The sequence below is a fragment of the uncultured Stenotrophomonas sp. genome (genome assembly GCF_963519925.1).
Lineage (GTDB): Bacteria > Pseudomonadota > Gammaproteobacteria > Xanthomonadales > Xanthomonadaceae > Stenotrophomonas > Stenotrophomonas maltophilia_AE.
In genome coordinates this window covers 1-26,318 of the sequence record NZ_CAUQPH010000048.1, presented here as the reverse complement: position 1 = coordinate 26,318, position 26,318 = coordinate 1, and the positions used below count along the sequence as shown (strand labels likewise).

General features: G+C 67.2%; 26 protein-coding genes, 1 tRNA gene and 1 pseudogene. 20 read left to right on the top strand and 8 right to left on the bottom strand.

Features of this window, described 5'->3' with window-relative positions:
* The 8 genes and pseudogenes from RWO33_RS10730 to RWO33_RS10695 all read left to right on the top strand — a co-directional run.
* Window positions 1-326: pseudogene (locus RWO33_RS10730) on the top strand (DNA polymerase III subunit delta'); the annotation flags it as partial.
* A complete protein-coding gene (locus RWO33_RS10725) occupies window positions 323-676 on the top strand; it encodes a PilZ domain-containing protein (RefSeq protein ID WP_068849648.1) in 354 nt (117 codons plus the stop codon). The pseudogene RWO33_RS10730 and the gene RWO33_RS10725, both read left to right, overlap by 4 nt.
* Window positions 677-741: 65 nt before the next feature.
* Window positions 742-816 (top strand) — tRNA-Val (locus tag RWO33_RS10720).
* A 460-nt stretch (window positions 817-1,276) separates the two neighbouring features.
* A complete protein-coding gene (locus tag RWO33_RS10715) occupies window positions 1,277-2,365 on the top strand; it encodes a DUF5694 domain-containing protein (protein ID WP_314104810.1) in 1,089 nt (362 codons plus the stop codon).
* Between the two features lie 162 nt (window positions 2,366-2,527).
* Window positions 2,528-3,016: a hypothetical protein gene (locus RWO33_RS10710; protein WP_314104809.1), complete on the top strand. Its 489-nt coding sequence runs from the start codon at window positions 2,528-2,530 to the stop codon at window positions 3,014-3,016.
* Window positions 3,006-3,275 (top strand): hypothetical protein, encoded by a 270-nt coding sequence (locus tag RWO33_RS10705; protein WP_314104808.1) that lies wholly within the window; start codon window positions 3,006-3,008, stop codon window positions 3,273-3,275. The genes RWO33_RS10710 and RWO33_RS10705 overlap by 11 nt, the downstream gene beginning before the upstream one ends.
* Window positions 3,276-3,412: 137 nt before the next feature.
* The gene (locus tag RWO33_RS10700) at window positions 3,413-3,793 is read left to right on the top strand and encodes a tautomerase family protein (protein WP_314104807.1); all 381 of its coding nucleotides are present in this window, start codon (window positions 3,413-3,415) and stop codon (window positions 3,791-3,793) included.
* 25 nt (window positions 3,794-3,818) lie between these two features.
* Window positions 3,819-4,178, top strand: a complete 360-nt coding sequence (locus tag RWO33_RS10695; protein ID WP_314104806.1) for a hypothetical protein — start codon at window positions 3,819-3,821, stop codon at window positions 4,176-4,178.
* A gap of 74 nt (window positions 4,179-4,252) precedes the next feature.
* Here RWO33_RS10695 and RWO33_RS10690 read toward each other — a convergent pair whose 3' ends face one another.
* Genes RWO33_RS10690 through RWO33_RS10675 form a run of 4 tightly spaced genes read right to left on the bottom strand, consistent with a single transcriptional unit; the run spans window position 4,253 to window position 7,178 of the window.
* A complete protein-coding gene (locus tag RWO33_RS10690) occupies window positions 4,253-5,524 on the bottom strand; it encodes a VCBS repeat-containing protein (RefSeq protein ID WP_314104805.1) in 1,272 nt (423 codons plus the stop codon).
* A gap of 17 nt (window positions 5,525-5,541) precedes the next feature.
* Window positions 5,542-6,408 carry a hypothetical protein gene (locus tag RWO33_RS10685; protein ID WP_314104804.1) on the bottom strand — a complete coding sequence of 289 codons (867 nt, stop codon included), beginning with the start codon at window positions 6,406-6,408 and terminating at the stop codon, window positions 5,542-5,544.
* Window positions 6,409-6,452: 44 nt separating this feature from the next.
* The gene (locus tag RWO33_RS10680; protein ID WP_314104803.1) at window positions 6,453-6,803 is read right to left on the bottom strand and encodes a VOC family protein; all 351 of its coding nucleotides are present in this window, start codon (window positions 6,801-6,803) and stop codon (window positions 6,453-6,455) included.
* Between the two features lie 12 nt (window positions 6,804-6,815).
* Window positions 6,816-7,178: an H-NS family nucleoid-associated regulatory protein gene (locus RWO33_RS10675; protein WP_314104802.1), complete on the bottom strand. Its 363-nt coding sequence runs from the start codon at window positions 7,176-7,178 to the stop codon at window positions 6,816-6,818.
* 149 nt (window positions 7,179-7,327) lie between these two features.
* Here RWO33_RS10675 and RWO33_RS10670 point away from each other — a divergent pair, with 149 nt between their 5' ends.
* The 9 genes from RWO33_RS10670 (at window position 7,328) to RWO33_RS10630 (ending at window position 18,641) form a co-directional block, all read left to right on the top strand.
* Window positions 7,328-7,720, top strand: coding sequence for a hypothetical protein (locus RWO33_RS10670; protein WP_314104801.1), 393 nt, complete (start codon window positions 7,328-7,330; stop codon window positions 7,718-7,720).
* An 82-nt stretch (window positions 7,721-7,802) separates the two neighbouring features.
* On the top strand, window positions 7,803-8,222 hold the full coding sequence (locus RWO33_RS10665) for an AraC family transcriptional regulator (protein WP_314104800.1): 420 nt from the start codon (window positions 7,803-7,805) through the stop codon (window positions 8,220-8,222).
* 113 nt (window positions 8,223-8,335) lie between these two features.
* Window positions 8,336-11,326 carry a two-component regulator propeller domain-containing protein gene (locus tag RWO33_RS10660; RefSeq protein WP_314104799.1) on the top strand — a complete coding sequence of 997 codons (2,991 nt, stop codon included), beginning with the start codon at window positions 8,336-8,338 and terminating at the stop codon, window positions 11,324-11,326.
* A 216-nt stretch (window positions 11,327-11,542) separates the two neighbouring features.
* Window positions 11,543-12,385 (top strand): alpha/beta hydrolase, encoded by an 843-nt coding sequence (locus RWO33_RS10655; RefSeq protein WP_260844107.1) that lies wholly within the window; start codon window positions 11,543-11,545, stop codon window positions 12,383-12,385.
* Between the two features lie 172 nt (window positions 12,386-12,557).
* On the top strand, window positions 12,558-13,004 hold the full coding sequence (locus tag RWO33_RS10650) for a hypothetical protein (RefSeq protein WP_314104798.1): 447 nt from the start codon (window positions 12,558-12,560) through the stop codon (window positions 13,002-13,004).
* A gap of 153 nt (window positions 13,005-13,157) precedes the next feature.
* Window positions 13,158-15,323 carry a type I secretion system permease/ATPase gene (locus tag RWO33_RS10645; RefSeq protein ID WP_314104797.1) on the top strand — a complete coding sequence of 722 codons (2,166 nt, stop codon included), beginning with the start codon at window positions 13,158-13,160 and terminating at the stop codon, window positions 15,321-15,323.
* Window positions 15,320-16,741 carry an HlyD family type I secretion periplasmic adaptor subunit gene (locus RWO33_RS10640; RefSeq protein ID WP_314104796.1) on the top strand — a complete coding sequence of 474 codons (1,422 nt, stop codon included), beginning with the start codon at window positions 15,320-15,322 and terminating at the stop codon, window positions 16,739-16,741. Before RWO33_RS10645 ends, RWO33_RS10640 begins: the two co-directional genes overlap by 4 nt.
* A gap of 83 nt (window positions 16,742-16,824) precedes the next feature.
* Window positions 16,825-17,706 (top strand): SDR family NAD(P)-dependent oxidoreductase, encoded by an 882-nt coding sequence (locus tag RWO33_RS10635; protein WP_314104795.1) that lies wholly within the window; start codon window positions 16,825-16,827, stop codon window positions 17,704-17,706.
* Window positions 17,707-17,756: 50 nt separating this feature from the next.
* The gene (locus RWO33_RS10630; protein WP_314104794.1) at window positions 17,757-18,641 is read left to right on the top strand and encodes a LysR family transcriptional regulator; all 885 of its coding nucleotides are present in this window, start codon (window positions 17,757-17,759) and stop codon (window positions 18,639-18,641) included.
* Window positions 18,642-18,663: 22 nt separating this feature from the next.
* Here the strand turns inward: RWO33_RS10630 and RWO33_RS10625 are convergent, their stop codons facing one another.
* The 3 genes from RWO33_RS10625 to RWO33_RS10615 all read right to left on the bottom strand — a co-directional run bounded on the left by RWO33_RS10625 (window position 18,664) and on the right by RWO33_RS10615 (window position 22,142).
* Window positions 18,664-18,846 carry a hypothetical protein gene (locus tag RWO33_RS10625; protein WP_314104793.1) on the bottom strand — a complete coding sequence of 61 codons (183 nt, stop codon included), beginning with the start codon at window positions 18,844-18,846 and terminating at the stop codon, window positions 18,664-18,666.
* On the bottom strand, window positions 18,843-19,979 hold the full coding sequence (locus RWO33_RS10620) for a PepSY-associated TM helix domain-containing protein (protein ID WP_314104792.1): 1,137 nt from the start codon (window positions 19,977-19,979) through the stop codon (window positions 18,843-18,845). The genes RWO33_RS10625 and RWO33_RS10620 overlap by 4 nt, the downstream gene beginning before the upstream one ends.
* A 66-nt stretch (window positions 19,980-20,045) precedes the next feature.
* A complete protein-coding gene (locus tag RWO33_RS10615) occupies window positions 20,046-22,142 on the bottom strand; it encodes a TonB-dependent siderophore receptor (RefSeq protein WP_314104791.1) in 2,097 nt (698 codons plus the stop codon).
* Window positions 22,143-22,314: 172 nt separating this feature from the next.
* Between RWO33_RS10615 and RWO33_RS10610 the strand changes: the two genes are divergently transcribed.
* The 3 genes from RWO33_RS10610 to RWO33_RS10600 all read left to right on the top strand — a co-directional run bounded on the left by RWO33_RS10610 (window position 22,315) and on the right by RWO33_RS10600 (window position 25,580).
* Window positions 22,315-22,533 (top strand): hypothetical protein, encoded by a 219-nt coding sequence (locus RWO33_RS10610; RefSeq protein ID WP_314104790.1) that lies wholly within the window; start codon window positions 22,315-22,317, stop codon window positions 22,531-22,533.
* A 135-nt stretch (window positions 22,534-22,668) separates the two neighbouring features.
* On the top strand, window positions 22,669-23,646 hold the full coding sequence (locus RWO33_RS10605; RefSeq protein WP_314104811.1) for a DUF4105 domain-containing protein: 978 nt from the start codon (window positions 22,669-22,671) through the stop codon (window positions 23,644-23,646).
* Window positions 23,643-25,580, top strand: coding sequence for an alpha/beta fold hydrolase (locus RWO33_RS10600; RefSeq protein ID WP_314104789.1), 1,938 nt, complete (start codon window positions 23,643-23,645; stop codon window positions 25,578-25,580). The genes RWO33_RS10605 and RWO33_RS10600 overlap by 4 nt, the downstream gene beginning before the upstream one ends.
* 59 nt (window positions 25,581-25,639) lie before the next feature.
* Here RWO33_RS10600 and RWO33_RS10595 read toward each other — a convergent pair.
* On the bottom strand, window positions 25,640-26,318 hold a 679-nt coding region (locus RWO33_RS10595), incomplete at its 5' end, for an MFS transporter (protein WP_314104788.1).

The following is a 26,318-nucleotide window of genomic DNA, read 5'->3' as shown; positions in this document are numbered from 1 at the left end:
GCCTGGCCCTGCGCCGGCAGGTCGCCAGCGACCTGGAGGCGCTGGTGGCCGGGCGCTCCGGTGCGGTGGAGCTGGCCCAGCGCTGGACCGCCGACGACCACGCCGCCCTGCGCCTGCGCCATGCCGCCGACCTGGCGCTGGCCCAGGCCACCGGGGGTGGCTTGACCGATCCGGACCGATTGCACAAGCTGGGCGCCTGGTTCGACGCCGCCAACCGTACCCGCGATCTGTTGCGCACCACCGTGCGCGCCGACCTGGCGGTGGTGGAATTGTTGTTGGCCTGGAACAAGGTCAACGAGCGGCACGTAAAGGGGAATAGAGCATGAGCGCCACCAACGCCCGCCAGGGCATCCTGTCGCTGGCCGTCAAGGACAAAGCGTCGCTGTACAGCGCGTACATGCCGTTCGTGAAGAACGGCGGCATCTTCGTGCCCACGCCCAAGCGCTACTTCCTGGGCGACGAGGTGTTCCTGCTGCTGACCCTGCCGGATTCCAGCGAGCGCCTGCCGGTGGCCGGCAAGGTGGTCTGGGTCACCCCGGCCGGCGCCCAGGGCAACCGCGCAGCGGGCATCGGCGTGCAGCTGGCCGACGGCCAGGAAGGCGAGAACGTGCGCAACAAGATCGAGACCGCGCTGGCCGGCACCCTGAACTCGGACAAGCCCACGCACACGATGTGAAGAAATTCATCGAAACCCGTTGACGCGAAATTTTGCCGCCCTATAATGAGCGGCTCAGCAGCATCGGGCGGTTAGCTCAGCGGTAGAGCATTGCCTTCACACGGCAAGGGTCGCAGGTTCGAACCCTGCACCGCCCACCACGATTCAGTCAGAAAAGCCTCCGGAAACGGGGGCTTTTTTGCGTATGGGCGATACTTTTGCCTGAAACGGGGAGGCGAAAGTTCCAAGATCGCAGCAGGAGATCCGGCCCTACGCAAGAGGGTGAACCGTCCGCTCCCCAGCAATTTTGACGCTTCTGGAATCGCAGAAAGGACCATGGTAGCTAAGGTGCGCGCCGTACCCCGGTGCGCAAACGCCTCCTTGGCAGCGGCGTTGAATGTGGCTTTTGCGCTCAGGCTTCATAGTGTCTGCCGTCGGTGGCGCGGCCTGAGTGACGTGTTCGTCCTGCACGGTGCGCAGCTGTTCGGCACTCTGCCTGTCCCGGCACAACCCGATGCAGCGACCGTTCAAAAGGTTGCAATGACCTACGGGGGTTCTGCCCTGATGCTGGCTGGGCGAGTATCCGGTCAGGCACATCATTGACCATCGAAAGGACGCACCGTGATCGAACGCATCGGCAGTCTGTTGATCCTGGGGTTGTGCAGCGCGAGCGCGTGGGCCGCTGCACCTGGCTATGTCCCCGACTTCCATCCCGAGCAGTTCAAGGGCCCGCCCGCAGGGCGCCCGAACGAGGTGCTGGTGCTGGGTTCGGCGCACCTCTCCGCCTTGCCGAAGACCTTCACTCCCGATCAGCTGGAACCGCTGTTGTCGCGACTGGAGGCCTGGAAGCCCGAGGCCATTGCGGTGGAGGCGGTGTCCGGGCTGCAGTGCGATTTCATGCGGCGCAATCCTGCCCGCTATGCGGAAAGCGTCAGCATGTACTGCCCGGACACCGCGCCGGCGCAGGCGGCGACCGGGCTGGATGTGCCCGCAGCCAACGCCGAAGCGGACCGCCTGCTGGCGTCATGGCCTGCCACGCCGAGCGCAGCCGACCGACGTCGGCTGGCGGCCGTGTGGCTGGCGGCGGGCGAGCGTAATTCCGCGGTCGTGCAGTGGCTGCGCCTGCCCGCGCCGGAACGCGTCGCTGCCGATGGGTTGAGCCCGGCCCTGGTGGCGTATCTGGACAAGCGGCTGCAGGGGCGCGATGAGTCTGTGCTGGTGGCGGCAACGCTGGCTGCGCGGCTTGGCCTGGAACGGGTGTGGGCGGTGGATGACCACACCGCCGATTCGTCCACGCCCAAGGCGGTGGAAAAGGCTGCGGGCGAAGCCATCATGAAAGCCTGGGACAACCCGTATACGGAGGCGCGCGCCAATACGGACGCGGCATTGGAAGCCAACCTCGGCAAGCCGGGAGCAATACTGGCCATGTATCGCAGCTACAACGCGCCGGGCATGGCGTTGCAGGCGTATCGCAGCGACTTCGGCGCCGCGCTGACCGAGCCATCGCCGCAGGGCTTCGGGCGCGGCTATGTCGGTTACTGGGAAACCCGCAACCTGCGCATGGTGGCCAACATCCGCGACGTGCTGGGCCATGCACCCGGCCAGCGCTTGCTGGCCATCGTCGGCGCATCGCACAAGGCCTACTACGAGGCGTACCTGTACCAGATGCACGATGTGCAGCTGGTCGACGCCGCCGTCGTGTTGCGCTGACACGACCCGTCATGCGTTGACACGGCGCGAGTCAATTGCGACAGCTGTAGGTAGCATCGATGGAACCTGAGAAAAGAGGCCCAACAATCAATTTCACATCTAGCGATTCCTGAGGCACGGTGTTGCTTCTGATCTCTACTCGTCGCGCTGCGGTGACATGCCATGACCAGCCTCTCAGGGCCCGAAGACGCCTACCGAAATCTGGTCGAAAAAAGTCCAGAAGGCTGGATATATGGTCTGGTGGCATTTGCCGTCCTGGAGGAGCAGCGGATTGAGTGGATGCGTCACATTGAGTCAAGATCGGGTTGTCTGCCGAGTAGTGAGCAGATTCGAAATTGGTACGAGCAGCAGCCTGCGTCGACGCTGATTCGGGCGCGAGGTACTGCCGAAAGCATGTTGAGTGACTATGCCGAGGATCTCGCAGAATCCTTGGATGAGAACCATAGAAGGGCAATCTTGAACGACGTAATAGTCGGTGAGATTCGATCGATCAATCGGTTCTGGCCGAAGTTCGGCGCCAATGTCGCCGCTGGAATAGTGGGTACGATCATATTTTCCGCTCTACTTGTACTGGTCGTGCAAGTGGTTGTGCGTGATCCTTCGCCCATTTCGGTTATCAAGCAGGTTCAGGAGGTTCGGAGTGGCAAATGACAGCCTTCTTCAGCGCGTGACGCGGGCTGCCTTCAAAGTGCTCACCGATAGCGCCAACAGCAAGCATTCGAAGATGGCCCTAGGTCTGGATGCGTCGCAGCATCGATCAGGCGAGGCGATTCGCTCGCCAGCAAAGTCTGCTGCATACCGAATCATCAGGGATCCATCAAAGAGCAAGGCGGCCATGATCGCGGCCGAACTTGCCCTTGCGCGACGCCCGAAGCGGGATAGATCCCGCCTTCACTGGGATGAAACATAGCTTGCGCCGGGCAACACCCGCGCAATCGCGACATACGCACTCGACCGATCGCTGAATAGTGGGGTAGGTGGCGAGGGAAGGGCGCCTGTGATCTGATTGGCACTGCATGTACCTGCATGCGTCCGGAGAGAGCCGCCATGCCGTTGGTCCGCATCGATCTTCGCAAAGGCAAGCCCGCCGACTACCGGCGGCGAGTAGGTCAAGTGATATATGAGGCCATGCTGAGCGTGGGCGTCCCGCCGGACGACCGTTTCCAGGTTATCCAGGAACACGACGCTGATGGTCTGGTGTACGACCCAGGTTATCTGGGCATCGCCCGCACGGACGACTTCATCTGTATCCAGGTCAGCTGGAATGAGGGCCGTACGCTGGAGCAGAAGAAGGCGTTCTACCTTGCCATCGCCGATGGACTGCACGCCGCCGTAGGCATTCGCCGGGAGGATGTGTTCATCAACCTGGTGGAAGTGAAGCGGGAGAACTGGTCGTTCGGGAATGGGTTGGCGCAGTATGCGGTCTGAGGTCGTGCGTAACGCAGGGACGAAGGTGCTGGTGGTTTCGGTGATCTACGCGTTCGCCATCGTATGGGGCGTGGAGTGGCTGCTCGACCATCTTCGCTCGCGCACATTTGGCATGGGGCCCGAGCTGCAGCCACGCTGGGTGCGCACGGCACTGGCTTTGGCGCCGTTCGCAGTTTTTGCGCTTTTGGTTGGAATACGCAGACCTCCTCGCGTACGCAGGGGCTACATCGCCGGTTTGGCGGTGTCGATCGCGCTATGGGCCTGGTACTACGCCGACGGGCTGACGAACACCGGCGGAGGCGCCAACATCGGGCTGGGCATCGTCATGATGCTCTCGCCCCTGCTAGTGTTCATCGCCACATGGTGGTTCGCCCGAAACACGTGAGTGTCGGGGACGTTTGAGTGGCTGGAATCACGCGTGCATGCCCCTTGGAAGCCGTGTCTGCGGGAGATGTAACGCTATTGCGCCGAATCGGCCTGTGGGCGGACCTGTTCCTGTTGCGCCCCGCGGCTGAGCAGCAGCCGCGCCTGCGATTGCCAGCCACCGATGAACAGGTCCGGCTTGCCGTCTCCGTCCAGATCACCCTGCGCCATGCTCCAGCTGCGGCCGACGGTGGCGGCAGGAATCACGCTAGCGGTGACGTCGCTGAAGTTTCCTTTCCCATCGTTCTGCCACGCACGTACCTGCAGCGGGACGAAGCCCGGAACGTCGATGGCGCTCACCACCAGATCGGGATGACCGTCGTGGTTGAAGTCCACCACGGTGCCGCCCCAGCTCGAGAAGCGGTGGCGGGGGAGGCGCGTTGCGGTTTCATCCTTGAAGCTCGCATTGCCCTGGTTGATCAGCAGCCGGGTCTGCGGGTCCTTGTCCCACTCGCGGTTGTTGCTGGTGAGGTTGAAGAACACCAGGTCAAGGCGGCCGTCACCGTTTGCGTCGAGGGCGTGCACCTCGCGCGTTTCGGTCGGCACCTGCGTGCCCAGCCGATCGGTCGCGTCGGCGAAACGTCCGCTGCCGTCGTTAAGCAGCAGCCGGTTCAGCGGATCCTGGCTGGCGATGGCGATGTCCAGATCGCCATCGCCGTCCACGTCAGCCAGCGCGATGCCCTGCGCCTGCACGTCGATGTTGGGCAGGTGGGTGGCCGTGGCGTCGATGAACCAGCCCGGGCGCTCAGGGTCGTTGAGCCAGAGGAACGGCTGTGCCTGGCCCTTCTTACCTTCGGTGGTGTTGCCGACGAAGATGTCGGGCAGCCCGTCGCCGTTGAGATCGCCGACCGCCACGCCATTGGCCTGGCTTTTCGCCGGCAGGCGCTCGCTGACCCGCTTGAAGCCACCTTTGCCATCGCCCAGGAACAGGTTGTGCTGTTCGGTGTCTTCGGCGATGAACAGCACATCGGGGTGGCCGTCGCGGTTGAAGTCGGCCACGCGGACGTGTTCGTTGTCGCCGCTGAGCGGCCCGAACGCACCGGCGGCGTGGGTGAGCTTGCCGCTGCCATCGTTGAGGTAGAGCCGGTTGGCGCCGTTCTCCACCGCCACCGCAACGTCCAGGTCGCCGTCGCCGTCGGCATCCAGCAGGGCGGCATCAAGCGCATGCAGGTCGGGGTCGGTGGGAACGTGGGTCGCAGTGACGTCGACAAACACCGTGCCTGGTGAGGAGGCCGGCGCGGCGCATGCCGCAAGCGGTGTGGCAGCAAATGCAGTGAGCAGCAGGAAGCGCGGCGTCGTTCGGGTCATGCGATACGTTCTCCGGGTCAGTCAACCACGGCCAGCTGGCGCTTGAAGCTTGGCCACAGCGCCAGCTTGTGGGTGACGTTGGTGATGGTGCGGCGCGGGTCGGTGGGGTGCGGCCGGGTGGAGGTGGTGGTCCGGCCTTGGCGCCAAAGTCCGAACATCACGATCTCGGCGCCGACCGGGAACGACTGCAGCCACGCGGCGTCGCCGTGGCCAACGCTGACTTCATGGAAGTCGCGCCGGTCGGTGATGCCGGTGCGCTGGTACTTCGGGGCGCAGTTGAGGTACACCGCGTCGGGCTGCACGCGGTGCGAGCGGACCGTGCCCAGCAACGCCATGGGCAGCTCCGTGGACGTCGCCCCCAGGCGCTCCCCGGCCTCGTCGTAGCGCTCCGGCGTGTAGAAGAAATTCGCCCAGTCCACTTTCTTCTTGCCCAGTCGCAGGGTCAGGTGCTCGGCGAACAAGGCATCGCTTTCGCACAACGCGCGCAGCACCAGCAGGTCGGCGAGGGTGTGCAGGTAGCGGTCCGTGGCGGGGTCGACGGCCTGGCGATCAGCGCTGCCGCGCTTCAGTGCCTGCTGCAGGACCAGCAGGCGAAGCTCGTGCCTGCCGTCTGAGAGCACGGGCAGGACGTCAGGGCCGGCGCCAGCGGCGAGCAGCGCCTGGAGATGACCGGGCGCGTCATACCGGCACCCGGGCTGGTGCTCGGCACCCTTGCTCAGGGTGAGATAGGCCGGCACCTGGACGGGCGCGGCGTGGTCGGCGTGGCTGCGGCTGTGCGCGGCCACGAACTTCAGCAGGGCGCCGCAGCCGGGGCTGTCGCAGAGCAGGGTGGGCAGCGTCTGCTTCGTGTCATGGCGCTGCTGGAGGTCTGCAACGCGATGCACGGTGCCGTGTGTTCCCACCGCCCTGCGCGGTTTGAGCGCGGGGTTCATCTGCTGGCGAACCGCAGCCGGTTGTGATCTGGATCCACGACCATCATTTCGCGGCCGCCCCACGGCATGTCGGCCGGGGCGCGGAACACCGGCGCGCCTGCCGCAACCAGGGCGCTGTGCACGGCGTCCACATCGGCAACGCGGAAATACACCGCGCCGCCGGGCTCGCAATCGCCGGCGTGTTCGGTGAGGAACAGGCACTGGCCTTCGCGGTTGAGCTGTACGAACAGTGGCATGCCGGGTTCGAAGCGGTGTTCCCAGTCGATGGAGAAGCCCATCCGCTGGTAGAACGGCACGCTGACCGACGAATCGGTCATGCGCAGCTGGGGGATGACGGTCTGGTCCATGCGGGTGTCGATTCAGCCCGGATACGCCGGGAAGCGCTCGTCGGGGTGGTGCTTCTTCCATTCGGTATGGGCCACGGTGCCTTCCCAGGCAAGGAAGGTCTGCGGCACGCGGCCGCGACCGGACCAGGTTTCCTGGGTGTGCGGCAGCCAGTAGCGTGGCGGCAGCGGCTCGCGTGTCGTTTTGGCGGGTTTGGCGCGCTTTGCCGGGCTGGCCGCTGCATCGCCGGCCACCAGGGCGCGGATCCGCTGCTGTTGTTCGGGGCTGAAATCGGCGTAGCTGGCGTTGAGCAGCACGGTGACGCGCTCGTACGCCTCCTTGGTGGCCGCCCGCAGCAGGGCATGCGGGGAGGGGGAGGCGGATGGCGTGCGGGACATGGGACTCCAGGACAAAGGACAGACCGGCGCACGATAGCAAATACGGGGTGATCGCTCCGGGCAGGGCGCCGATTACTCTTTCGGGGCATGCGCGCGGGCGCGAACAGGTCCCAAATGGCCGCAGCCAGACCGAACGCTGGAGACCACCGGTGCAGCTGCTCTACGCAACCTTCCCTGACCGCACTCCCGGAGTGGGGTTGCTCCTGCTGCGCCTGTTGTTGTCGGCGATGCTGGTCTGGCCATGGGGGCTGCGCGCGGTTCCGCCGCAGGGCGATCTGATCGGTTGGGCGTGGATGGCTGCGGTACTGCTGGCCTTCGGCAGCCTGCTGCCGCTGGGCATACTGGCCGCGGTGTTCGTGGCCTGCCTGGATCCGGGACTGCAGGGCTGGCCGGCTGCGGGCCTGCTGATCAGCCTGCTGTTGCTGGGACCGGGCGCGTATTCGGTGGATGCGACGCTGTTCGGCCGGCGGGTGGTGGAGCTGCCGGCGACTCCGCGCAGGCAGCGCAGGTTCCGACCCCCACACGATCACCCGAAAGAGTAGCCGGGTACCCCGCCGATCGGGGCTGTGCCGGCGTGGGCGGCAGGGGCAGCATACAAGGCGACTCCGGCGAGGTTTTCCTCCTGTGCGCGCCAGCCCCGTTGCCCCCGTTCCGGCACTGCTGCCTGCCGCTTCCACGCCGGCCTGCCTGCGCGGATGTGCAGCGGCCACGCGCGCGGTCGAGCGTGGCGTGGACTTCATCGAGGCGCATCTGTCCGAACCGCTGCAGCTCAGTGCGATCGCGCAGGCTGCGTGCATGAGCCGGTTCCACTTCGCGCGCATGTTCCGCGAGCAGACCGGGCTCAGCCCGATGCAGTACCTGCGCATGCGTCGCATCGAACGCGCCCGGCAGCTGCTGCACGAAGACGGCCAGCGCATCGGCCAGGTCGCCTGCGAGCTGGGCTTCTATGACCAGAGCCATTTCGTGCGCTGGTTCCGGCGCAGCCTGGGCTGCACGCCGTCGGCCTACCTGCAGGACGTCCGCGCGGGCGGCGCCTGCCAGTAGGGACCGGCATTCTTCCGCCAAACGGTTTTTGTATGATGGCGCATGCGCTGGCGCCGCGCCGCGCGGGCAGGGGACCGATCATGGCGTACGGATTACGAGGTCTGGCCTGTGCCTTGCTGTTGCTGGTTGCCGGCACGGCAGTCGCGCTCGATCCCGCCCGCGCGATCGGCCAGTTCCACCACACCGCATGGACCGTCAACCAGGGCGCTCCGGGCCAGGTAACCGCGCTTGCCCAGACCGCCGATGGCTATCTGTGGCTGGGCACGGAAATCGGGCTGTACCGGTTCGATGGCGTGCGCTTTACCCGTTTTGCGTCCACCGGCGGCGACGCGTTTCCCGCCACCAGCGTGTCCACGCTGTACGCGTCCGCCGACGGCGGCCTGTGGGTGGGGTTCCGCTACGGCAGCGTCAGCCGCATCGACGGTGACCGGGTGCGTCACTACGGACCGGTCGATGGTTTGCCGACCAGCACCGTATTCCGCTTTGCCGAGGACGGGGAGGGCCGTTTGTGGGCCGCCACGTTTACCGGCCCGGTCGCGCTGCACGGTCAGCAATGGCAGCGACCGACGGCGGATATGGGCTATCCGGGCCGGCAGGCACGCACGTTGTTCACCGACCGCGCCGGCACGCTCTGGGTAGCCACCGAGAATGGCATGGTGGTGCTGCGCCGTGGCACGCGTACCTTCACCCCCGTAGCGTCCACGGTCGGACGCGTCAGCCAGATCGCGCAGGCACCGGACGGCGCGATCTGGGTGGCCGAGGCCGACGGCGGAGTACGCCCGCTGGCAGGGAAGGGGGGCGCATCGCCGGCGTCCGATCCCGCCGGGCCCAGCGCATCGGCCGGCTTGATCTTCGATCGCGACGGCGTGCTCTGGGCGACCACGCTGGGCACCGGGCTGGTACGGCGTTCGCCGGCACGCCCGGGCGATGCTTTCGAAATGTTCCGGCGCAGCGACGGGCTCAGTTCGGACTACCTGCAGCCGTTGCTCGAGGATCGCGAAGGCAACCTCTGGGTAGGCAGCAGCCGTGGCCTGGACCGCTTCCGCCACGCCAACTTGGTGCAGGTGGCGATGCCGGAAGGCGCGCAGGACTTCGCCATGGTCGCCGACGGCGATGCGCTGCTGGTGGGCACGCGCAACCACGCCCTGCAGCGGGTGGACAGCGTGTCGCGCCAGCCGCTGGCGCTGCGCTCGCCGATCACGGCGATGCATCGCGGTGCCGGGGGCGACCTGTGGCTGGGTGGCCCGGACGGCCTGTGGCGGATGCGCGGCGGCCGGTTCGAGGAGGTGTCCGACCTTCCGGTGTCGGTGCGCTCCGGCGTACAGGCCATCGCGACCACGCCGGACGGCACGGTCTGGCTGTCGTTGAACACGCCCGGCCTGCATCGCTTGCGGCAGGGCCAGTGGACGCACCTGCAGGACCTGCCCGACCTGCCGTCGAACGGTTCGCCGCTGAGCATGCAGGTGGACGCGCGCGGTCGCCTGTGGCTGGGGTTCGCGCGCAATATCGCGGTGGTGCTCGACCAGGAAAAAGTGACCACGCCGTGGACCGGCCAGGCCATCGACGTGGGCAACGTCACCGCCCTGTACGAAGACCAGCATGGGATGTGGATCGGGGGCGAGCGCGGCCTGGCCCTGGTCACCTCCGGTCGCCTGCGCAATGTGGTGCCGGGCGTGCGCGAGGACCTGCGGGGGATCAGCGGGATCGTGGCCGATGCGTCCGGCGATGTGTGGTTCAACGGCGCGCGTGGCGTGGTGCGCGTGCGTGCCGCCGATGTCGATGGCTTGTTCGGTGCCCGCGGCAACCCGCGCTACGAACGTTTCACCGCGCTCGACGGGTTGCCGGGCATTGCCGCCCAGTTCCGCCCGCTGCCGACCGCAGCGCGCACCGAGGATGGACGCCTGTGGTTTGCCACCACCAGTGGCCTGGTGTCGATCGACCCGCGCCGGATCCTGCGCAATCCGGTGGCACCGCCGGTGGAGATCCTCGCCGCGACCGTGGATGGCGCGGCGGTGCCGATCCATGACGGCAGCGTGGCGCTGCCGGCGGGTGCGCGCAACCTGCGCATCCGCTTCACCGCGCTGAGCCTGTCGATCCCCGAACGGGTGCGCTTCCGCTACCAGCTGGAAGGATTCGATTCGGAATGGGTGGAAGGGGCTGCACGCTCGGCGATGTACAACGCGCCGGGCTCGGGACGCTACGTGTTCCGGGTGACCGCCAGCAACAATGATGGCGTGTGGAACGAACAGGGTGCCCGGCTGGTGGTCACGATCGCGCCGCACTACTGGGAAACCGGCTGGTTCCGCGTGCTGTGCGTGCTGGCCGCCGTGGCACTGCTGTGGCTGCTGTACCTGGCCCGGTTGCGCCAGCTGGCCGCGCGCATCCGGACACGGCTGGACGAGCGTCATCGCGAACGCGAGCGCATCGCGCGCGAGCTGCACGACACCCTGCTGCAGAGCACGCAGGGGCTGATCCTGCGCCTGCATGCTTCCAGCCGCAAGCTGGCGGTCGACGACCCGGTACGGCAGGAACTGGAATCGGCGATGCGCATGGCCGAGCGCGTCGGCGCTGACGGGCGCGAGCGCGTGCGGGGTCTGCGCGGTGACGTGGACCACGCGCGCGACCTCGGCGCCGCCTTGATGGCGGTGCTGGAAGATGCGCACGGGCTGGACACGCCGGCGGTGCGCCTGGTGGTGGAAGGAACCCCGCGGCCGATGCAGCGCAGTGCCGCTGAAGAGGCGTACATGATTGGACGCGAAGCGATGCTCAATGCGTTCCGGCATGCGAACGCCGGCACTGTACAGGTGTCGCTGGGGTACGGGCGCCAGGCCTTCCGGCTGCGCGTGCACGACGACGGGGTGGGCTTCAACCAGGACGCCGGTGCCGAAGACGGCCACTGGGGGCTGGCGGGCATGCACGAGCGTGCGGCCCGCGTCGGGGGCAGCCTGGCGATCCGCTCCGGCCGTCCCGGGCGCGGCACCGAAATCGACCTGCAGATTCCTGCAGCGTTCGCCTGGAAGTCGCCGTACCGCCCCGGCATGGCCGGCCTGCGCGACCGGCTGCGGGACGCGCTCAGACGCGTGCGTCGCGCACCGCGCGGGTAAAGCGCACCGGCGTACAAGCGGCGCGGTGCATGGGTCTGTTCCCATGTGCGCAGCCCTCCCCCCGAAAAGGACGCACCGATGTCCCCACGCCAGCTGGACACGCTGACGCTCACCCGCCGCCAGGTACTGCAGGCGGGCGCTTCGGCGCTCGCCGTGATGGCGTTGCCGGGCTTTGCCGCAACGCGCACCCATTCGCCCCCACCGGAAACCACGCACATGTCCGAGAATTTCGTCACTACCCAAGACGGCGTCCGCATCTTCTACAAGGACTGGGGCCCGCGCGATGCGCAGCCCATCGTCTTCCACCACGGCTGGCCGCTGTCCTCGGACGACTGGGACGCGCAGATGCTGTTCTTCGTGCAGCACGGCTATCGCGTGATCGCGCATGACCGTCGCGGCCACGGTCGTTCGGCCCAGGTCAGCGACGGGCACGACATGGACCATTACGCCGCCGATGCATCGGCCGTGGCCGAGCACCTGGACCTGCGCAACGCCGTGCATATCGGCCATTCCACCGGCGGCGGCGAAGTCGCGCGGTACGTTGCAAAATACGGCCAGCCGCAGGGCCGCGTGGCCAAGGCGGTGCTGGTCAGCGCGGTGCCGCCGCTGATGCTGAAGACCGCGGCCAACCCGGGCGGCCTGCCGATCGAGGTGTTCGACGGCATCCGCGCCGGTGTCGCCGCCAACCGTGCGCAGCTGTTCCTGGACTTCCCGACCGGCCCGTTCTACGGGTTCAACCGACCGGGTGCCAAGGTGTACCCGGGAGTGATCCAGAACTGGTGGCGGCAGGGCATGATGGGCAGCGCCAAGGCCCACTACGAGGGCATCAAGGCGTTCTCGGAAACCGACCAGACCGACGACCTCAAGGCGATCACCGTGCCCACGCTGGTCATGCACGGCGACGACGACCAGGTGGTGCCGATCGCCAACGCAGCGCTGCTCTCGGTGAAGCTGCTCAAGAACGGCACCCTGAAGGTCTACAAGGGCTACCCGCACGGCATGCTGACCACGCACGCCGACGTGATCAACCCGGACCTGCTGGCCTTCATCAAGTCCTGACCGGCACCCATCCACCGGCATGCGGCAGGCTCCGCATGCCGGCAGCGCCTGCGCGTTGCCTGATCGGCGCGCTCATCCCGCCCCTTGTTCCACAGCGTGGGGTTGCTTAAGCTCCACGCTCCGTTCCCGGGTGGCATTACCGGTGACTCGATAACCACAGGGGGGTGTGGCCGTGCGTCGATTCATGCTTGCTTTTACCTTGATGTTCATTGTGTTCGGCGCAGCAGCCGCCAAGCTGGATGTTTCAGAGCTGAAAAAGCGGACCAGCCTGGTCACTACCGGGGGCGACCAGGACAAGTTCAAGCGTCTGGCCACGACCACGTTTGGCCTGGAAGAAAGAATCGTCTACATCACCGGCATCACCTGGGAGCCGATCGACGCCGGTGCCGGGCGGCACAAGATCCGCTGGAGATGGTATTCCGGCGACACTGCCATCTCCGAGCTCAAGCAGACAGTGAACTTCACTTCGACGCCCTTCGAGACCATCGGTACGATCCCTGCGTCGGTGCTTGGCGAGGGCGACCACCGGGTCGAGCTGTACATTGATGACGCGCTGTTCGATACCACCCGCTTCTCCGTTCTGCCGACGACGCCTACGCCTACGCCAAAAACGGAATGACGGCGGTCAGCCGGCGCGGCCGATAGGGAACTGCGATGCAGTTCTCGTTCCAGACCGGATGAACAGTCGGCGTGTTGACAAGGATTCGAGCCCCGGTCAGTCTCCGCCGAGGGGACACGCGCACTCATCGGGAAGCTGCGCAGCAGGGACGACATGTCACAGGGAAATGCGGCACTTGCGGTCGTAGGTGATGCGGTGGCTGACGCGGCGGAGACAAGCCTGGCATTGCGCGGGCTGGTGCTGCTTGCGCAGTTCCACGGGATCGCTGCCGATGTGGACCAGCTGGCGCATGAGTGCGCCGCCGACGACGGGCAGGTCGACGACACCACGCTGGTGTTGCTGGCACGTCGCCTGGGCCTCAAGGCCAGGCTGACCACGCCGCCGGCGGAACGACTGGCCATGGCCAACCTGCCCGCGCTCGCGCTGGGCAGCGACGGCGATGCCTTCATCATCGCGCGCATCAACGGCGACCAGGCCCTGCTGCATGACCTGCGTGCCAAGCGCCCGCTGACGGTACCGCTGGAGCAGCTGCACGAACGCTACCAGGGCCGGCTGTTGCAGGTGGCCTCGCGGGCATCGGTATTGGGCGAACTCGCCCGCTTCGACTTCAGCTGGTTCATTCCCGCCGTGGTGAAGTACCGCAAGCTGCTGTTGGAGGTGTTCGTCGTCTCGTTCTTCATCCAGCTGTTCGCCCTGGTTACGCCGCTGTTCTACCAGGTGGTGATGGACAAGGTGCTGGTACACCGCGGCCTTACCACGCTGGACGTGATTGCGATCGGGCTGGTGTCGATCGCGGTGTTCGACGTGGTGTTGAGCGGCCTGCGGACCTATGTGTTCGCCCACACCACCAGCAAGATCGACGTTGAGCTCGGCGCGCGGTTGTTCCGGCACGTGCTGGCGCTGCCGCTGGCGTATTTTGAATCGCGTCGGGTCGGCGACACCATTGCGCGCGTGCGCGAACTGGAAAACATCCGCAATTTCCTCACCGGCCAGGCGCTGACCTCGGTGCTGGACTTGTTCTTCACCGTGGTGTTCCTGGCGGTGATGTTCCATTACAGCGGCTGGCTGACCCTGATCGTGGTGCTCTCGCTGCCGGTGTACGCGTTGATTTCAGCGGGCATCACCCCGGTGTTGCGCAAACGGCTGAACGACAAGTTCGCGCGCGGCGCCGACAACCAGTCCTTCCTGGTGGAAACCATCAGTGGCATCGGCACGGTCAAGGCGATGGCGGTGGACCCGCGCGCGACCCGCACCTGGGACAACCAGCTGGCCGGCTACGTGGGCGCAGGCTTCGGCGTCACCAAGGTCGCCACCCTCGGCCAGCAGGGCGTGCAGCTGGTGCAGAAGCTGGTGGCGGTGGCGATCCTGTTCTGGGGCGCGAAGATGGTGATCGACGGCAAGCTCAGCTTGGGCCAGCTGATCGCCTTCAACATGCTGTCCGGCCAGGTTGCCGCACCGATCATCCGCCTCGCCCAGCTGTGGCAGGACTTCCAGCAGGTCGGCATTTCCGTCGAACGACTGGGCGATATCCTCAACACCCGCACGGAACTGCCGGGCAGCCGGCTGGCGTTGCCGCCGATCAAGGGGCGCATCACCTTCGAGCGGGTGGCATTCCGCTACCGGCCGGACGCACCGGAAGTGCTGTCCGGAATCGAGCTGGACATCCGCGCAGGCGAGGTCATCGGTATCGTCGGACGTTCCGGCTCCGGGAAGAGCACGCTGACCAAGCTGGTGCAGCGGTTGTATACCCCGGAGCGCGGGCGCGTGCTCGTCGATGGGCAGGACCTGGCGCTGGCCGATCCGGCCTGGCTGCGACGCCAGTTGGGCGTGGTGCTGCAGGAAAACTTCCTGTTCAACCGCAGCGTGCGTGAGAACATCGCGTTGAGCGACCCCGGCATGCCGCTGGAACGGGTGGTCCAGGCCGCGACGCTGGCCGGTGCGCACGACTTCATCGCAGCGCTGCCGGAAGGCTACGACACCAAGGTCGGTGAGCACGGTACCGGCCTTTCCGGCGGGCAGCGCCAACGTATCGCCATCGCACGCGCGCTGATCACCGACCCGAGGATCCTGATCCTGGATGAAGCCACCAGTGCGCTCGACTATGAGTCCGAGCACGCGGTGATGACCAACATGCGGTCGATCTGCAAGGGCCGCACGGTGATGATCATCGCCCACCGCCTGTCCACGGTGCGGCACGCCAACCGCATCGTGGTGGTGGAAAAGGGCCAGATCGTGGAAAGCGGCAGCCACGACGAGCTGGTGGCGCGCCCCAACGGCCACTACGCGCACCTGTACCGCCTGCAGCAGGGGGTCGCATGAAACACTTTTTCGACGGCGTCGGCGATTTCCTGAAGCGGTACCGCACGGTGTTCGGCAATGCCTGGAAGGTCCGCCGCGAGATGGACCCGCCGCTGCGTGGCGCAGATGAGCGCGCCTTCCTGCCTGCACACCTGGAGCTGATCGAAACCCCGGTCTCGCCCACCGCGCGCTGGACGATGCGGATCATCGTCGGCATGTTCGTCGTGGCCTTGACCTGGGCCGCGCTTGGCAAGCTTGATATCGTGGCGGTGGCACCCGGCAAGACCGTGGTCGATTCCCGGACGAAGGTGGTGCAGCCCAGCGAAGTCGCGGTGGTGCGGCGCATCCTGGTGCGCGACGGCCAACAGGTGAAGGCCGGCGACCTGTTGATCGAACTGGATGCAACCGCCACCGGTGCCGACTTCGCCAAGGCCGGCGACGCCCTGGCGAACGCGCGCATGACCGCAATGCGCCAGCGCGCGCTTGCCGAGGCCATTGCCAGCGGCAAGCCGCTCCGGTTCGAACCGGTACCCGGGGTACCCGAGGCACGCGTGGCCGCCGAACAGGCGCTGGCGCGCAGCCAGCATGAGGCGCTGCAGGCACGCCGGCACAACCTGCAGGCGCTGATCGCGCAGCGCCGGGCAGAGCTGGAAACCACCCAGGCCGGCATCCGGCCGCTGGACGAGTCCGCGCGCATCTCGCGGACCCGGGCCGAAGACTACGCCAAGCTGGTGGAGGGCAAGTACGTGGGCCGCCACGACTACCTGCTGCGCGAACAGGAGCGCATCGCCGCCGAGCGCGACCTTGCCACCCAGCGCAACCGGGTGCAGGAAATCCGCTCGGCGTTGCTGGCTGCCGACGAAGAGCTGCGCGTACTGGTCACCGATTTCCGCCAGCAGACCCTGGACGGCCTGCGTGCGGCAGAAGAACAGATCGGACAGATGAACCCGGAAGTGTCCAAGGCCGGCCAGCGCGACCGCTTGATGACGCTGCGCGCGCCGGTATCCGGAACGGTGCAGCAGCTGGCCGTGCATACGGTGGGCGGCGTGGTCACCCCGGCCCAGGCCCTGCTGGTGGTGGTGCCCAGCGAAGAAGCGCTGGAAGTCGAGGCCACCGTGCTGAACAAGGACATCGGTTTCGTGCGTCCCGGCCAGGCGGTGACGGTGAAGGTGGAGAGTTTCCCGTACACCCGCTATGGCTACCTGACCGGCAAGGTCGTGAGCGTGTCGCACGACGCAGCACAGGATGAGCAGCTCGGACTGGTGTTCCCGGCGCGGGTGAAGCTCGAGCGCGCTACGCTGGACATCGATGGGGTGGAGGTCCGGCTGAGCGCGGGCATGAGCCTCAGCGCGGAGATCAAGACCGGCAAGCGGCGGGTGATCGATTACCTGCTCAGTCCCTTGCAGCAGCACGGCGGCGAGTCGCTGCGCGAGCGCTGAGCCTGGCGCGATACCGCAGGCGTATCGCAGCCCCCTGCAACCCGTATTGGCCTTGAACGGCGTCGCTCCGCGATGCTGTAGGGATGCAGAGGCACAAAGACGTTTCCTTCGAGGGCCAGGTCGGGTTGGTCACCGGCGCGGCCAGTGGCCTTGGCCTGGCTTACAGCCGCCTGCTGGCGCAGCGCGGGGCGCGGGTGGTGATGCACGATGTCGGCGCCGGGCTGGATGGGCACGGCCACGACCCGCACCGGATCGACGCCACCGTGGCGCTGCTGCGTGGTACCGGGCTGGACGTGCATGCCGCGCACGCGGCCATCGACGAGCGTGAGGGCTGCCGGGCACTGATGGCCGACATCCTCATGCGCCATGGCCGGATCGACTTCATCATCCACAATGCCGGATGGGTGGAGTACCAGCCGATCGACGTGCTGGAGGAAGGCCGCTTCGACCACATGATGACCATCGCGGCCAAGGCGCCGTTGTGGCTGGCCGAAGCCGCGTGGCCGTCGATGCAGGAAAACCATCACGGCCGTATCGTGCTCACCACCTCCGACCGCGCGCTGTATCCGCAGTACGTGCAGAAGGGCCTGGCGGCCTATGCGGCGGCGAAAATGGCGGCCGTGGGCATCGTCAACGTGCTCGCCGCCGAAGGTGCGCCGCACAACATCGTGGTCAATGCGGTTTCACCGGTGGCCAAGACCCGCATGTGGGGTGTGGAAGGCGAGCCGGACGAACTGCACCCGGACGCGGTGGCCCCGGGCGTGGCCTTCCTGGCGTCGGCGGCGTGCCGCGAGGGCGGTTGGATTCTGCGCGCCAGCAATGGGCAGTTCCATGCCACCCGCAGCGTGGAAGCCGAGGACGTGGCGTATCCGCGCGACCTGCGGGCCACGACGGCAGAGAGCATCGAGGACATCGCGTCCCAATGGTCGCGCATCGCGCAACCTACGATCGAACCACGCAGCTAGCCGGGCGCACGGCATACTGGTGCGGTTGCCCGATTCGTGTACGTGTGCCCATGGTCGATCTCCGCCTGCTTCGCCAGTTTGTTGCCGTCGCCGAGGAACTGCACTTCCATCGCGCCGCTGCGCGGCTGCACATGTCGCAGCCGCCGCTGAGTGCGGCCATGCACAGGCTGGAAGATGAAATCGGCAGCGCGCTGATCCTGCGCGGCAACCGCACGCTCGGCCTGACCGCCGCCGGTGCGGTGCTGCTGGCCGAAGCGCGCCTGCTGTTGCAGCAGGCCGACCACGCGTTGACTGCGACCCGCGACGCCGCGGCCGGACGCACTGGCAGCGTGCGCCTGGGCTACGTCGGCAGCGCCTTGTATGGCCGGCTGCCGGGCGTGATCCGCGGCTTCCGCCAGGCGAACCCGGCGGTACGCCTGGAGCTGATCGAAGCCACCTCGGCACGCCAGGTCCAGATGCTGCGCGAGCAGCGGCTGGACGTGGGCGTGGTGATCCCGCCGGTGTTCGACGCCGAGGACATGCGGCTGCACGGCTTCGATACCGACCGGCTGGCGATCGCGCTGCCGCGCACGCATCGGCTGGCCTCGAGCGGGCCCGTGGACATTGCCGCGCTGGCCGACGAAGCGTTCGTGCTGTGGCCCGCGCGCGAGGGCAGGGGCTTCCACTCGCAGGTGGTGCGTCTGTGCGCGGCGGCCGGCTTCACCCCGCGCGTGGTGCAGGAAGCGCATGGCATGCATGCGGTGCTGTCGCTGGTTGCGGTGGAAGCGGGTATTTCAGTGGTGCCGGCCAGCATGGCCGGGTTCCGCAGTGCGGAAGTGGCCTATCACCCGCTGGCGGGGGCCGAGGCCGCGTTCGAGCTGCAGCTGTGCCTGCGCGAGGATGAAACCTCACCCGCGCCACTCAACTTCACCCGCCACGCAGCCGAGCACCGGTAGTGCCGACCGTTGGTCGGCACCGTCACCGTGTCCGCTTCACCCAGGCCCGCACCACCAGCCCGATCAGCGCCGCGAAGACGGCCCACGACACCACATCGAACACGCCATCGCCGACCAGCGCGCTGACCAGTCCCAGTACGCTGGCCGCGGCAATCCACGCCGGTGCGGTGAACGGACTGCCGGTGGGCGGGGACGGGCGGCTCATGCGGCGCCTCCGGTCTTCTCGGCGCGTTCGATCTCGGTCACCCGCGCCTCGGTGCTGCCGCGCTTGAACCACAGGTACAGGCCGCTGACCAGCACCGCGATGGTCAGCAGGTCCAGCAGGGCCCACAGGATCTTCAGCGGCAGCTTGCCGTAGTCGCCGAAGTGCAGCGGCTGGCTGAGCAGCAGCACGCTCATGTAGGTGGGCAGCTGCGGCTGCGCGGTGAGTTCGCCGCTGGCCGCATCGATCAGCACCGGCCGATACAGGCGTTCGGTCAGCGGCGTGTCGCCCTGCATGAACACCCCGTAGTGGTGGTCGCCGCTGTAGCCGGTTCCGGGGAAGCTCACGAATGCCGGGCGCATGCCCGGCTCGGCGGCGCGCGCGGTATCCACCGCCGCCTGCAGCGGGGCCAGCGTGGTCGGCCGCAGCTGGCCGGCGTAGCGAGCGGCGAACTCGCCCAGCTGCTGGCTCTGCCATGCCGTTTCCAGCGGCTTGGCAATGGTGTTGATGGCGCCGGTAATGCCCACCACCAGCGCCCAGCCCAGCGTCACCACCCCGATCACGTTGTGCAGGTCCAGCCAGGCCAGGCGGCGGCTGCGCCCGGTGCGCAGGGTGCCGAAGCGCTGGCGGCGCATGAACGGGCCATACAGGACCAGGCCGGAGATGATCGCCACCGCGAACAGCAGGCCCATCGCGCCCATGAACAGCATGCCCGGCAGGCCCAGGAACAGGTCGGTGTGCAGGCGGTACAGGAAATACATCACCCCTTCGTTGAACTGCGGCGCAGGCAGCACTGCACCGCTGGCCGCATCGAGCAGCGCGGTTTTCATCTGCGGCGGCGGGGTCGCCGGCTCGGTGCCGGTGTTGACGTAGACGGTGTTGCCTTCCCAGTCCCAGCCAACGAACAGCGGCACGTTGCCGGGGTATTGGGCCAGGGCGGTGCGCACCTGCGCGTCCAGGTCGCGGTGCGCTGCCTGCGGCTGCGGGTTGTCGACATGGGGTTCGCTGAGGTGTGCGATCTCCTCGCCGAACACCAGCGGCAGGCCGGTGATGCACAACAGCAGCAGGAACAGCGTGCAGATCAGGCTGGTCCACTTGTGGACCAGGAACCAGGCTTTGATGGTGGAACGTTGCATTGGGTTCTCTGGCGGCGGCTGGAGATGAAGGTGGCCCGGTTGCCGACCAACGGTCGGCACAACCGTTTAGAAGCGGTAGCTGATGGTGCCGGTCACGGTGCGCGGGTTGCCGGTGAAGCAGTCACCGAAATTGCGGCAGGGCGCGAAGTACTTTTTGTCCGACAGGTTGGTGATGTTCAGCGCCATGGTCCAGTCGGTGACCTGGATCTCGGCCAATGCGTCGACCAGGGTGTAGCTCGGGGTGCGGATGAAACCGCCGAAGCCCAGCGACTGGGTGTTGCCGACATAGCGGCCACCCACGCCCAATCGCAGGCGCGAGACGTCGTCAAGCTGGAAGCCCTTGGCCAGCCACAGCGAGGACAGCTCCTGCGGGGTGTCGTTGAGGCGCTGGTTCACTTCCATCTCGAAGTTGCTCCGGGTCACCTTGGCGCGGTTGCGCGAATACGCCGCGGTCAGGGTCAGGTCGTTGGCGAAGGTGAACTGGCCTTCCAGCTCGACGCCCTTGGACTCGATCTCGCCGGTCTGCACCACGTTGAGCGGGTTTTCCGGATCGTTGGTCTGGCGGTTGGTTTCGGTGATGCGGTAGACCGAGGCGGTGACCAGCATGTTCGCGGCCGGCTGCCACTTGACGCCGCCTTCCCACTGGTCGCCCTGCATCGGCTTGAAGGCGTTGCCGTAGACGTCCTGGCCGGTGACCGGCAGGAACGATTCGCTGTAGCTGATGTACGGCGATACGCCGGCACCGATCTCGCCGATCAGGCCGGCGCGCCAGGTGGTGGCGTTATCGGTCTGGCTCGGCAGCCCCTCGGTCTTGCTGCGCGCGTGGTCGAGGCGGGCGCCGAGCACCAGAGACACGCGGTCGGCCCAGCGGATCTGGTCCTGCACGTACACACCCAGCTGGGTGGTCCGCTGGTCGGGCAGGCGGTTCCAGCCATTGATGGTCACGCCGCTGGACACCGGGGCGTAGATGTCGATCGGGGTCGGGGTGGCATCCAGCTGCAGTGCCTCCTCGCGGTAGTCGCTGTAGTCCACGCCGGCCAGCAGCATGTGCTGGAAGGCGCCGGTGGCGAAATCGAACTGCAGCGCGTTGTCGCTGGTCAGCGAGCGCACGTCCGGGCGCACGCCATAGGCGTTGCGGTTGACCACGCGCTTGTCGGCGTCGATGAACGGGTCCAGCGGATTGCTGTATGCGTCCGGGTACAGCTCGCGGAACTCGGTGCTGCCGTCCAGGTAGCGCACCGACGAGCGCAGGCTCACGCTGTCGTTGAAGCGGAAGTCATACAGCGCGGTCACGCTGTACACCCGCGAATCGAGCTTGTCGAAGTCCTTGTCGCCGAGGAACGTGGACGGGTCCAGGCGCGGACGACCGGCCGGGGCGTTGAGCGTGGCCACCACCGGCAGGAACTGCTGGCTCGAGGCGGTTCGGTCGTGCTGGTAGCTGGTGAGCACGGTGAGGTTGCTGCGCTCGCCGCGCCAGCTGATCGAGGGCGCGAGGTAGATCCGATCGTCCTCGATTTCGTCGGTCTGCATGCCGCTGTCGCGGACCAGGCCGACCACGCGACCGGCCAGGGTGCCGGCGTCGTTCAGGGTGCCGCCCACGTCGCCCTGCAGGTGCTTGCGGTCGAAGCTGCCCAGCTGCAGCCCCACCTCACCGTGCAGGTCGGTGTAGCTGGGACGCTTGGTCATGGCATTGATGATGCCGCCGGTCGCACCGGCGCCGTACAGCACCGACGACGGACCGCGCAGGACTTCCACGCGTTCCAGCCCGTAGACCTCGGTCCGCGCCAGCGGGCTGAAGCCGTAGCTGCGGCGCAGGCCGTCCACGTACTGGACCGGGTCCAGGCCACGCACGCTGCTGCCGTCGCCGCGGGTATCCAGCCCGAAGGCGTCGGCGGTGACGCCGGCGCTGTAACGCAGGGTTTCCTGCAGATTCTGCGCGCCGCGCTCGCTGAACAGTTCGCGGGTGACCACGCTGATCGCCTGCGGGGTCTGGGTCAGCGGGGTGTCGGTTTTGGTGGCGGTGCGTGCGCTGTCGGCGACCACGCGGACCGCGTCCAGGGTCCGCGCGGTGTCCAGCCCGGTCTCCTGGGCCTGGGCCAGGGCCGACGCCAGCAGGGTGGGGACCAGCAGCAGGAGGGGCGAGCGGCGCGACAGGGCAGGCATGGCGGGGATTCCGGGGGTGAGGGCCCGGATTATCGGGAGGTGAGGATGCGAACGCAAATAACTCTCAGCTGCATGGCAGGTGGGTTTCATGTGCCTGCCACATCCCCTGCACGATCCCTGCGCGCTTTGGTCCCTAACGTAGACCCTCCCCCCCCGCCGCTGGAGACAACCCATGAATACCCTGCAGACTGCCGCCCGGGCGATGCGCAATGGGCTGGAGGAAATGGCGGCGCTGCTCGTCGGGGAGCGCTCGGAGGATCTGCGTCGTGATGACAGCGCTGCGCCGGGCGTGGGTATTCCCATGCCGCGTCGGCTGCCGATCCGCCGCACCCTGCCGCGCACGCGCAGGGGCATGGCCCCCTGGCTGAAGGTCGGCGCGCCCCGCCGCTGAGGCTCCGACGGCCGCAGGACTCCGTTCCTGAACAGGCAAACAGGATCCACACATCCGTTTGTGGCTAACTAGCGCCCCGACCAAGCGACGGATCGATGTGTGAAGACAGCAGGACGATGGGCGCTGGCGACGCTGATGCTCGCCGCGGCAGTGTGGGTGACCGGCCTGCTGGCCTACCAGCTGCCCGGCCCGGGCTGGTTGAAGGGGGTAGCGCTGCTGGCATGGGGCGGTTTTTCGCTGACCACGGCGATCGCGGTCGGGCGCGCCCGTAGCGGCCGCTGGCCCGGACCCGTATTCGTGGCCGCACTCGTGCTGTGCGGCGTCTGGTGGCTGCTGCTCACGCCACGCCAGGACCGCGTGTGGGCCGATGACGTTGCCCAGCGCCTGAAAGTGGTGGAGTTCGACGGCTCGCGGGTGGTGCTGGACAACGTGCGCGACTTCACCTGGCGCAGCGAAGACGACCATGACGTGCGCTGGGAGCGCCGCGAATACGACCTGGACCAGCTGCGCTCGGCCGACCTGGTGCTGTCCTACTGGATGGGCCCGCTGATCGCGCACACGCTGGTCTCGTTCGGCTTTGCCGACGGCCGCCAGCTGGTGTTCTCGCTGGAGATCCGCAAGGAGCGCGGCGAATCGTTCTCGGCACTGGGTGGATTCTTCCGCAAGTTCGAAATGACCCTGGTGGCCGCCGAGGAAACCGACATCGTGCGCGTGCGCAGCAACGTGCGTGGCGAGGACGTCTACCTCTATCGCCTTGCCGGCATGAGCCCCGAACAGCTCAAGGGACTGTTCGTGTCCTACCTGGGTGAAGCGCGCAGGCTGGACGCCGCACCCGCGTTCTACAACACGCTGACCAGCAACTGCACCACCATCGTGTACGAACTGGCCAGGCAGATCGCGCCGGGGCTGCCGCTGGATTACCGGCTGCTTGCGTCGGGCTACTTCGCCGAATATGCGCGCGACCTGGGCGTGCTCGCCCCGGGCGTGGACTTCGCCACGCTGAAGGCGCGCGGGCGGATCACCGACCGCGCGCGGGCGGCGGGCGACGACCCCCGCTTCTCGCAGCGAATCCGCCAGGGCGTGCCCGGCATCGACGCAGGGTCGCAGCCATGAGCCGGGCGGTGCTCCGGCAGCTGCCGATGCTGGCCGTGGTGGTCGCGCTGCTGCTTTCGAGCGGCTGTGCGATGGTCACCATGAAGCAGGTCTCGCCAACCGATTACCTGGCCAACAAGCGCGGCGACGTGCTCACCTCGGGTCGCTTCAGCATGGCCTCGCAGGAAACGCTCAGCGTGATCGGGCTGGACGTGGCGTTGTGCGAAAAGGACATCGCGATCTGCGAAAAGACCTTGAAGGAAACCTCGGACCTGCCGGAGGAGCAGCGGCTGTCGGCGCTGTCCGAGTTGTGGGTGAAGAATGCGCTGGCGCTGACCCCTAAACCGAAGGATCGTGAAAAGACCCCGATGTCCGACGCGGCGCTGGATGCGTGGCTCGAGGCAGCCCGGTATGCCTACGCCTACCTGTTCTTCAGCGGGCGCACGCCTTCGGACCGGGCGTTCGAAGACCGCCAGACCCAGGTGCGCGATTACTACAACTACGCCGCCGAGCAGACCGCCACGGTGGTGTTCAAGCGCAGCCGCGAAAGCGCGCTGGAAGGCGAGGATTACAATGCCGCGGTGGCCGGCGAGCGCTGGACGCTGACCTCCGACTTCGACGCGCTGCGCCTGACCAGCATCCCCACCACCATGGTGTCGGCCTCGTCGGTGAGCTTTGCCGGGCTGCGCAGCACCTACCGGCGCGATGGTTTCGGTGCCGAGCTGGTGGTGGTGATGGACCCGCCCAAACTGGTCGCGCCGGTGGACGGAGAGAAGGTCGAGATTCCGCAGTACAGCGAAATGTCCTCGATCAACGCCACCGCGTTGCTGCGCTTCAAGGGCGACACCCTGCAGCAGGTGCTGGACACCACCCAGGTGCTGTTCGACGTGTATTCGCCCGAATCCACCGAAAGCGTGGACCTGCATGGCGAGAAAGTGCCACTGGCGGGCAACTTCACCGCGGCGTACGGCATGTGGCTGGCGCAGTCCGGGTTCGCCACGCAGTCGCTGCGTACGCTGTTCGGGCTGAGCGAGGGCATTGCCGGACCGCACATGTACCTGATGCAGCCGTGGGACCCGAACCGCCGCATCATCTTCATGCTGCACGGCCTGGGCAGCAGCCCGGAGGCCTGGGTGAACGTGGCCAACGAGATCCTGGGCGATCCGGAACTGCGCCGACACTTCCAGGTGTGGCAGGTGTATTACCCGACCAACGCGCCGATCGCGCTCAACCGCTACGAGATCGACCAGGCGTTCGACAACACGCTCCGTCATTTTGATCCGAAGGGCACCGCGCCGGCCTCGAAGGACATGGTGTTCATCGGCCACAGCATGGGCGGCGTGCTGGCGCGGCTGCTGGTCACCGATTCCGGTGAAATCCTCTGGGACCAGTTGCTGGCCAACTACGACCTGAAGGGCGAACGGCTCAAGCGCGTGCAGGCCAAGCTGGGGCCGTTGCTGCATTTCGATGCGGAACCCAACGTGGAGCGCGCGATCTTCATCGCCGCGCCACACAAGGGCACCGACATCGCTGGCAACCGGGTAGGGCGCTTCATCGGCCGCCTGGTGCGCCTGCCGATCACCCTGCTGGGCAAGTTCGAGGACGTGTTCCAGACCCTGCAGCAGGCCGAAGTGCAGTCGGCGCAGGCGACCCGGCTGCAGATCCCCAACAGCATCGACAACCTCAAGGCCAGCGACCCGTTCGTGAAGGCATCCGCCGCGTTGCCGATCATGCCGGGGCTGAAGTACCACTCGATCATCGCCCAGCGCAAGGCCAGCGTGCCGCTGGAGCAGTCCGACGATGGCCTGGTGCCATACTGGAGCGCGCACCTGCCGGGCGCGGTGTCGGAGAAGGTGATCATCTCCGGCCACAGCGTGCAGGAAACCCCGCAGGCGGTACTGGAAATCCGCCGCATCCTGCGCGAAGACCTCGAACAGGTGGATCCCCAACCGTAGAGCCACGCCCTGCGTGGCTGCGTGGACCATGGCGAAAGGCAGCCACGCAAGGCGTGGCTCTACACCCGCCGTGCCACCACCACGCTGGCGGCGGCCAGCAGCAGCATGATCGCGAACGTCTGCAGGTAGCCCAGGGTCACGTCCACCGACAGCATCCACGCGAACAACGACCCCGACACCGCCAGCGTGGTGGCCACGCCCAGCGCTTCGCTCAGCTGCAGCGCGGAGGTATTCGCGCCTTGTTCGGCCTGCGGCGACAACGACAGGGTCAGTACCGACAGGCTGGGATAGATCAGGCCCATGCCCAGCCCGGTCAATGTCCATCCGGCCAGCGCCAGCCACAGCGGCACGCCCGGCTGGATCGCCAGCGCGGTGCCGATGATGCCCGCGCATATCAGCAGCGCGCCGGCGATCAGCAGTTGGCGACGCGCCAGGCCCTGCCCGCCATGGCCCTGGAACCACGAGCCGCTGAACCAGCCCAGTGCGCCCAGGCTCAATGCCACCCCCGCCAGCAGCGGGCTCAGCCCGCGCTCACGCTGCAGCAGCAGCGGCAGGAACGCTTCGCAACCGAAGAAGGCCGACGCCGCGATGCCGCGCAGCGCGATCACGCTGGGCAGGCCGCGGCGCAGCCGCAGCGTACCGGCCGGCAACAGCTTCCAGCTGCACAGCGCCAGCAGCGCAATGGCCGGCAGCAGCACCGCCAGCGCGGGCCATCCCACCTGCTGGCCACCCACGTAC

What these genes read in the sequence shown, in the direction of transcription:
- RWO33_RS10725 (WP_068849648.1), top strand. Translation starts at nt 323, where the DNA reads ATGAGCGCCACCAACGCCCGCCAGGGCATCCTGTCGCTGGCCGTCAAG.
- RWO33_RS10710 (WP_314104809.1), top strand. Translation starts at nt 2,528, where the DNA reads ATGACCAGCCTCTCAGGGCCCGAAGACGCCTACCGAAATCTGGTCGAA.
- RWO33_RS10700 (WP_314104807.1), top strand. Translation starts at nt 3,413, where the DNA reads ATGCCGTTGGTCCGCATCGATCTTCGCAAAGGCAAGCCCGCCGACTAC.
- RWO33_RS10690 (WP_314104805.1), bottom strand. Translation starts at nt 5,524, where the DNA reads ATGACCCGAACGACGCCGCGCTTCCTGCTGCTCACTGCATTTGCTGCC.
- RWO33_RS10680 (WP_314104803.1), bottom strand. Translation starts at nt 6,803, where the DNA reads ATGGACCAGACCGTCATCCCCCAGCTGCGCATGACCGATTCGTCGGTC.
- RWO33_RS10675 (WP_314104802.1), bottom strand. Translation starts at nt 7,178, where the DNA reads ATGTCCCGCACGCCATCCGCCTCCCCCTCCCCGCATGCCCTGCTGCGG.
- RWO33_RS10655 (WP_260844107.1), top strand. Translation starts at nt 11,543, where the DNA reads ATGTCCGAGAATTTCGTCACTACCCAAGACGGCGTCCGCATCTTCTAC.
- RWO33_RS10645 (WP_314104797.1), top strand. Translation starts at nt 13,158, where the DNA reads ATGTCACAGGGAAATGCGGCACTTGCGGTCGTAGGTGATGCGGTGGCT.
- RWO33_RS10640 (WP_314104796.1), top strand. Translation starts at nt 15,320, where the DNA reads ATGAAACACTTTTTCGACGGCGTCGGCGATTTCCTGAAGCGGTACCGC.
- RWO33_RS10635 (WP_314104795.1), top strand. Translation starts at nt 16,825, where the DNA reads ATGCAGAGGCACAAAGACGTTTCCTTCGAGGGCCAGGTCGGGTTGGTC.
- RWO33_RS10630 (WP_314104794.1), top strand. Translation starts at nt 17,757, where the DNA reads ATGGTCGATCTCCGCCTGCTTCGCCAGTTTGTTGCCGTCGCCGAGGAA.
- RWO33_RS10625 (WP_314104793.1), bottom strand. Translation starts at nt 18,846, where the DNA reads ATGAGCCGCCCGTCCCCGCCCACCGGCAGTCCGTTCACCGCACCGGCG.
- RWO33_RS10620 (WP_314104792.1), bottom strand. Translation starts at nt 19,979, where the DNA reads ATGCAACGTTCCACCATCAAAGCCTGGTTCCTGGTCCACAAGTGGACC.
- RWO33_RS10615 (WP_314104791.1), bottom strand. Translation starts at nt 22,142, where the DNA reads ATGCCTGCCCTGTCGCGCCGCTCGCCCCTCCTGCTGCTGGTCCCCACC.
- RWO33_RS10610 (WP_314104790.1), top strand. Translation starts at nt 22,315, where the DNA reads ATGAATACCCTGCAGACTGCCGCCCGGGCGATGCGCAATGGGCTGGAG.
- RWO33_RS10605 (WP_314104811.1), top strand. Translation starts at nt 22,669, where the DNA reads ATGCTCGCCGCGGCAGTGTGGGTGACCGGCCTGCTGGCCTACCAGCTG.
- RWO33_RS10600 (WP_314104789.1), top strand. Translation starts at nt 23,643, where the DNA reads ATGAGCCGGGCGGTGCTCCGGCAGCTGCCGATGCTGGCCGTGGTGGTC.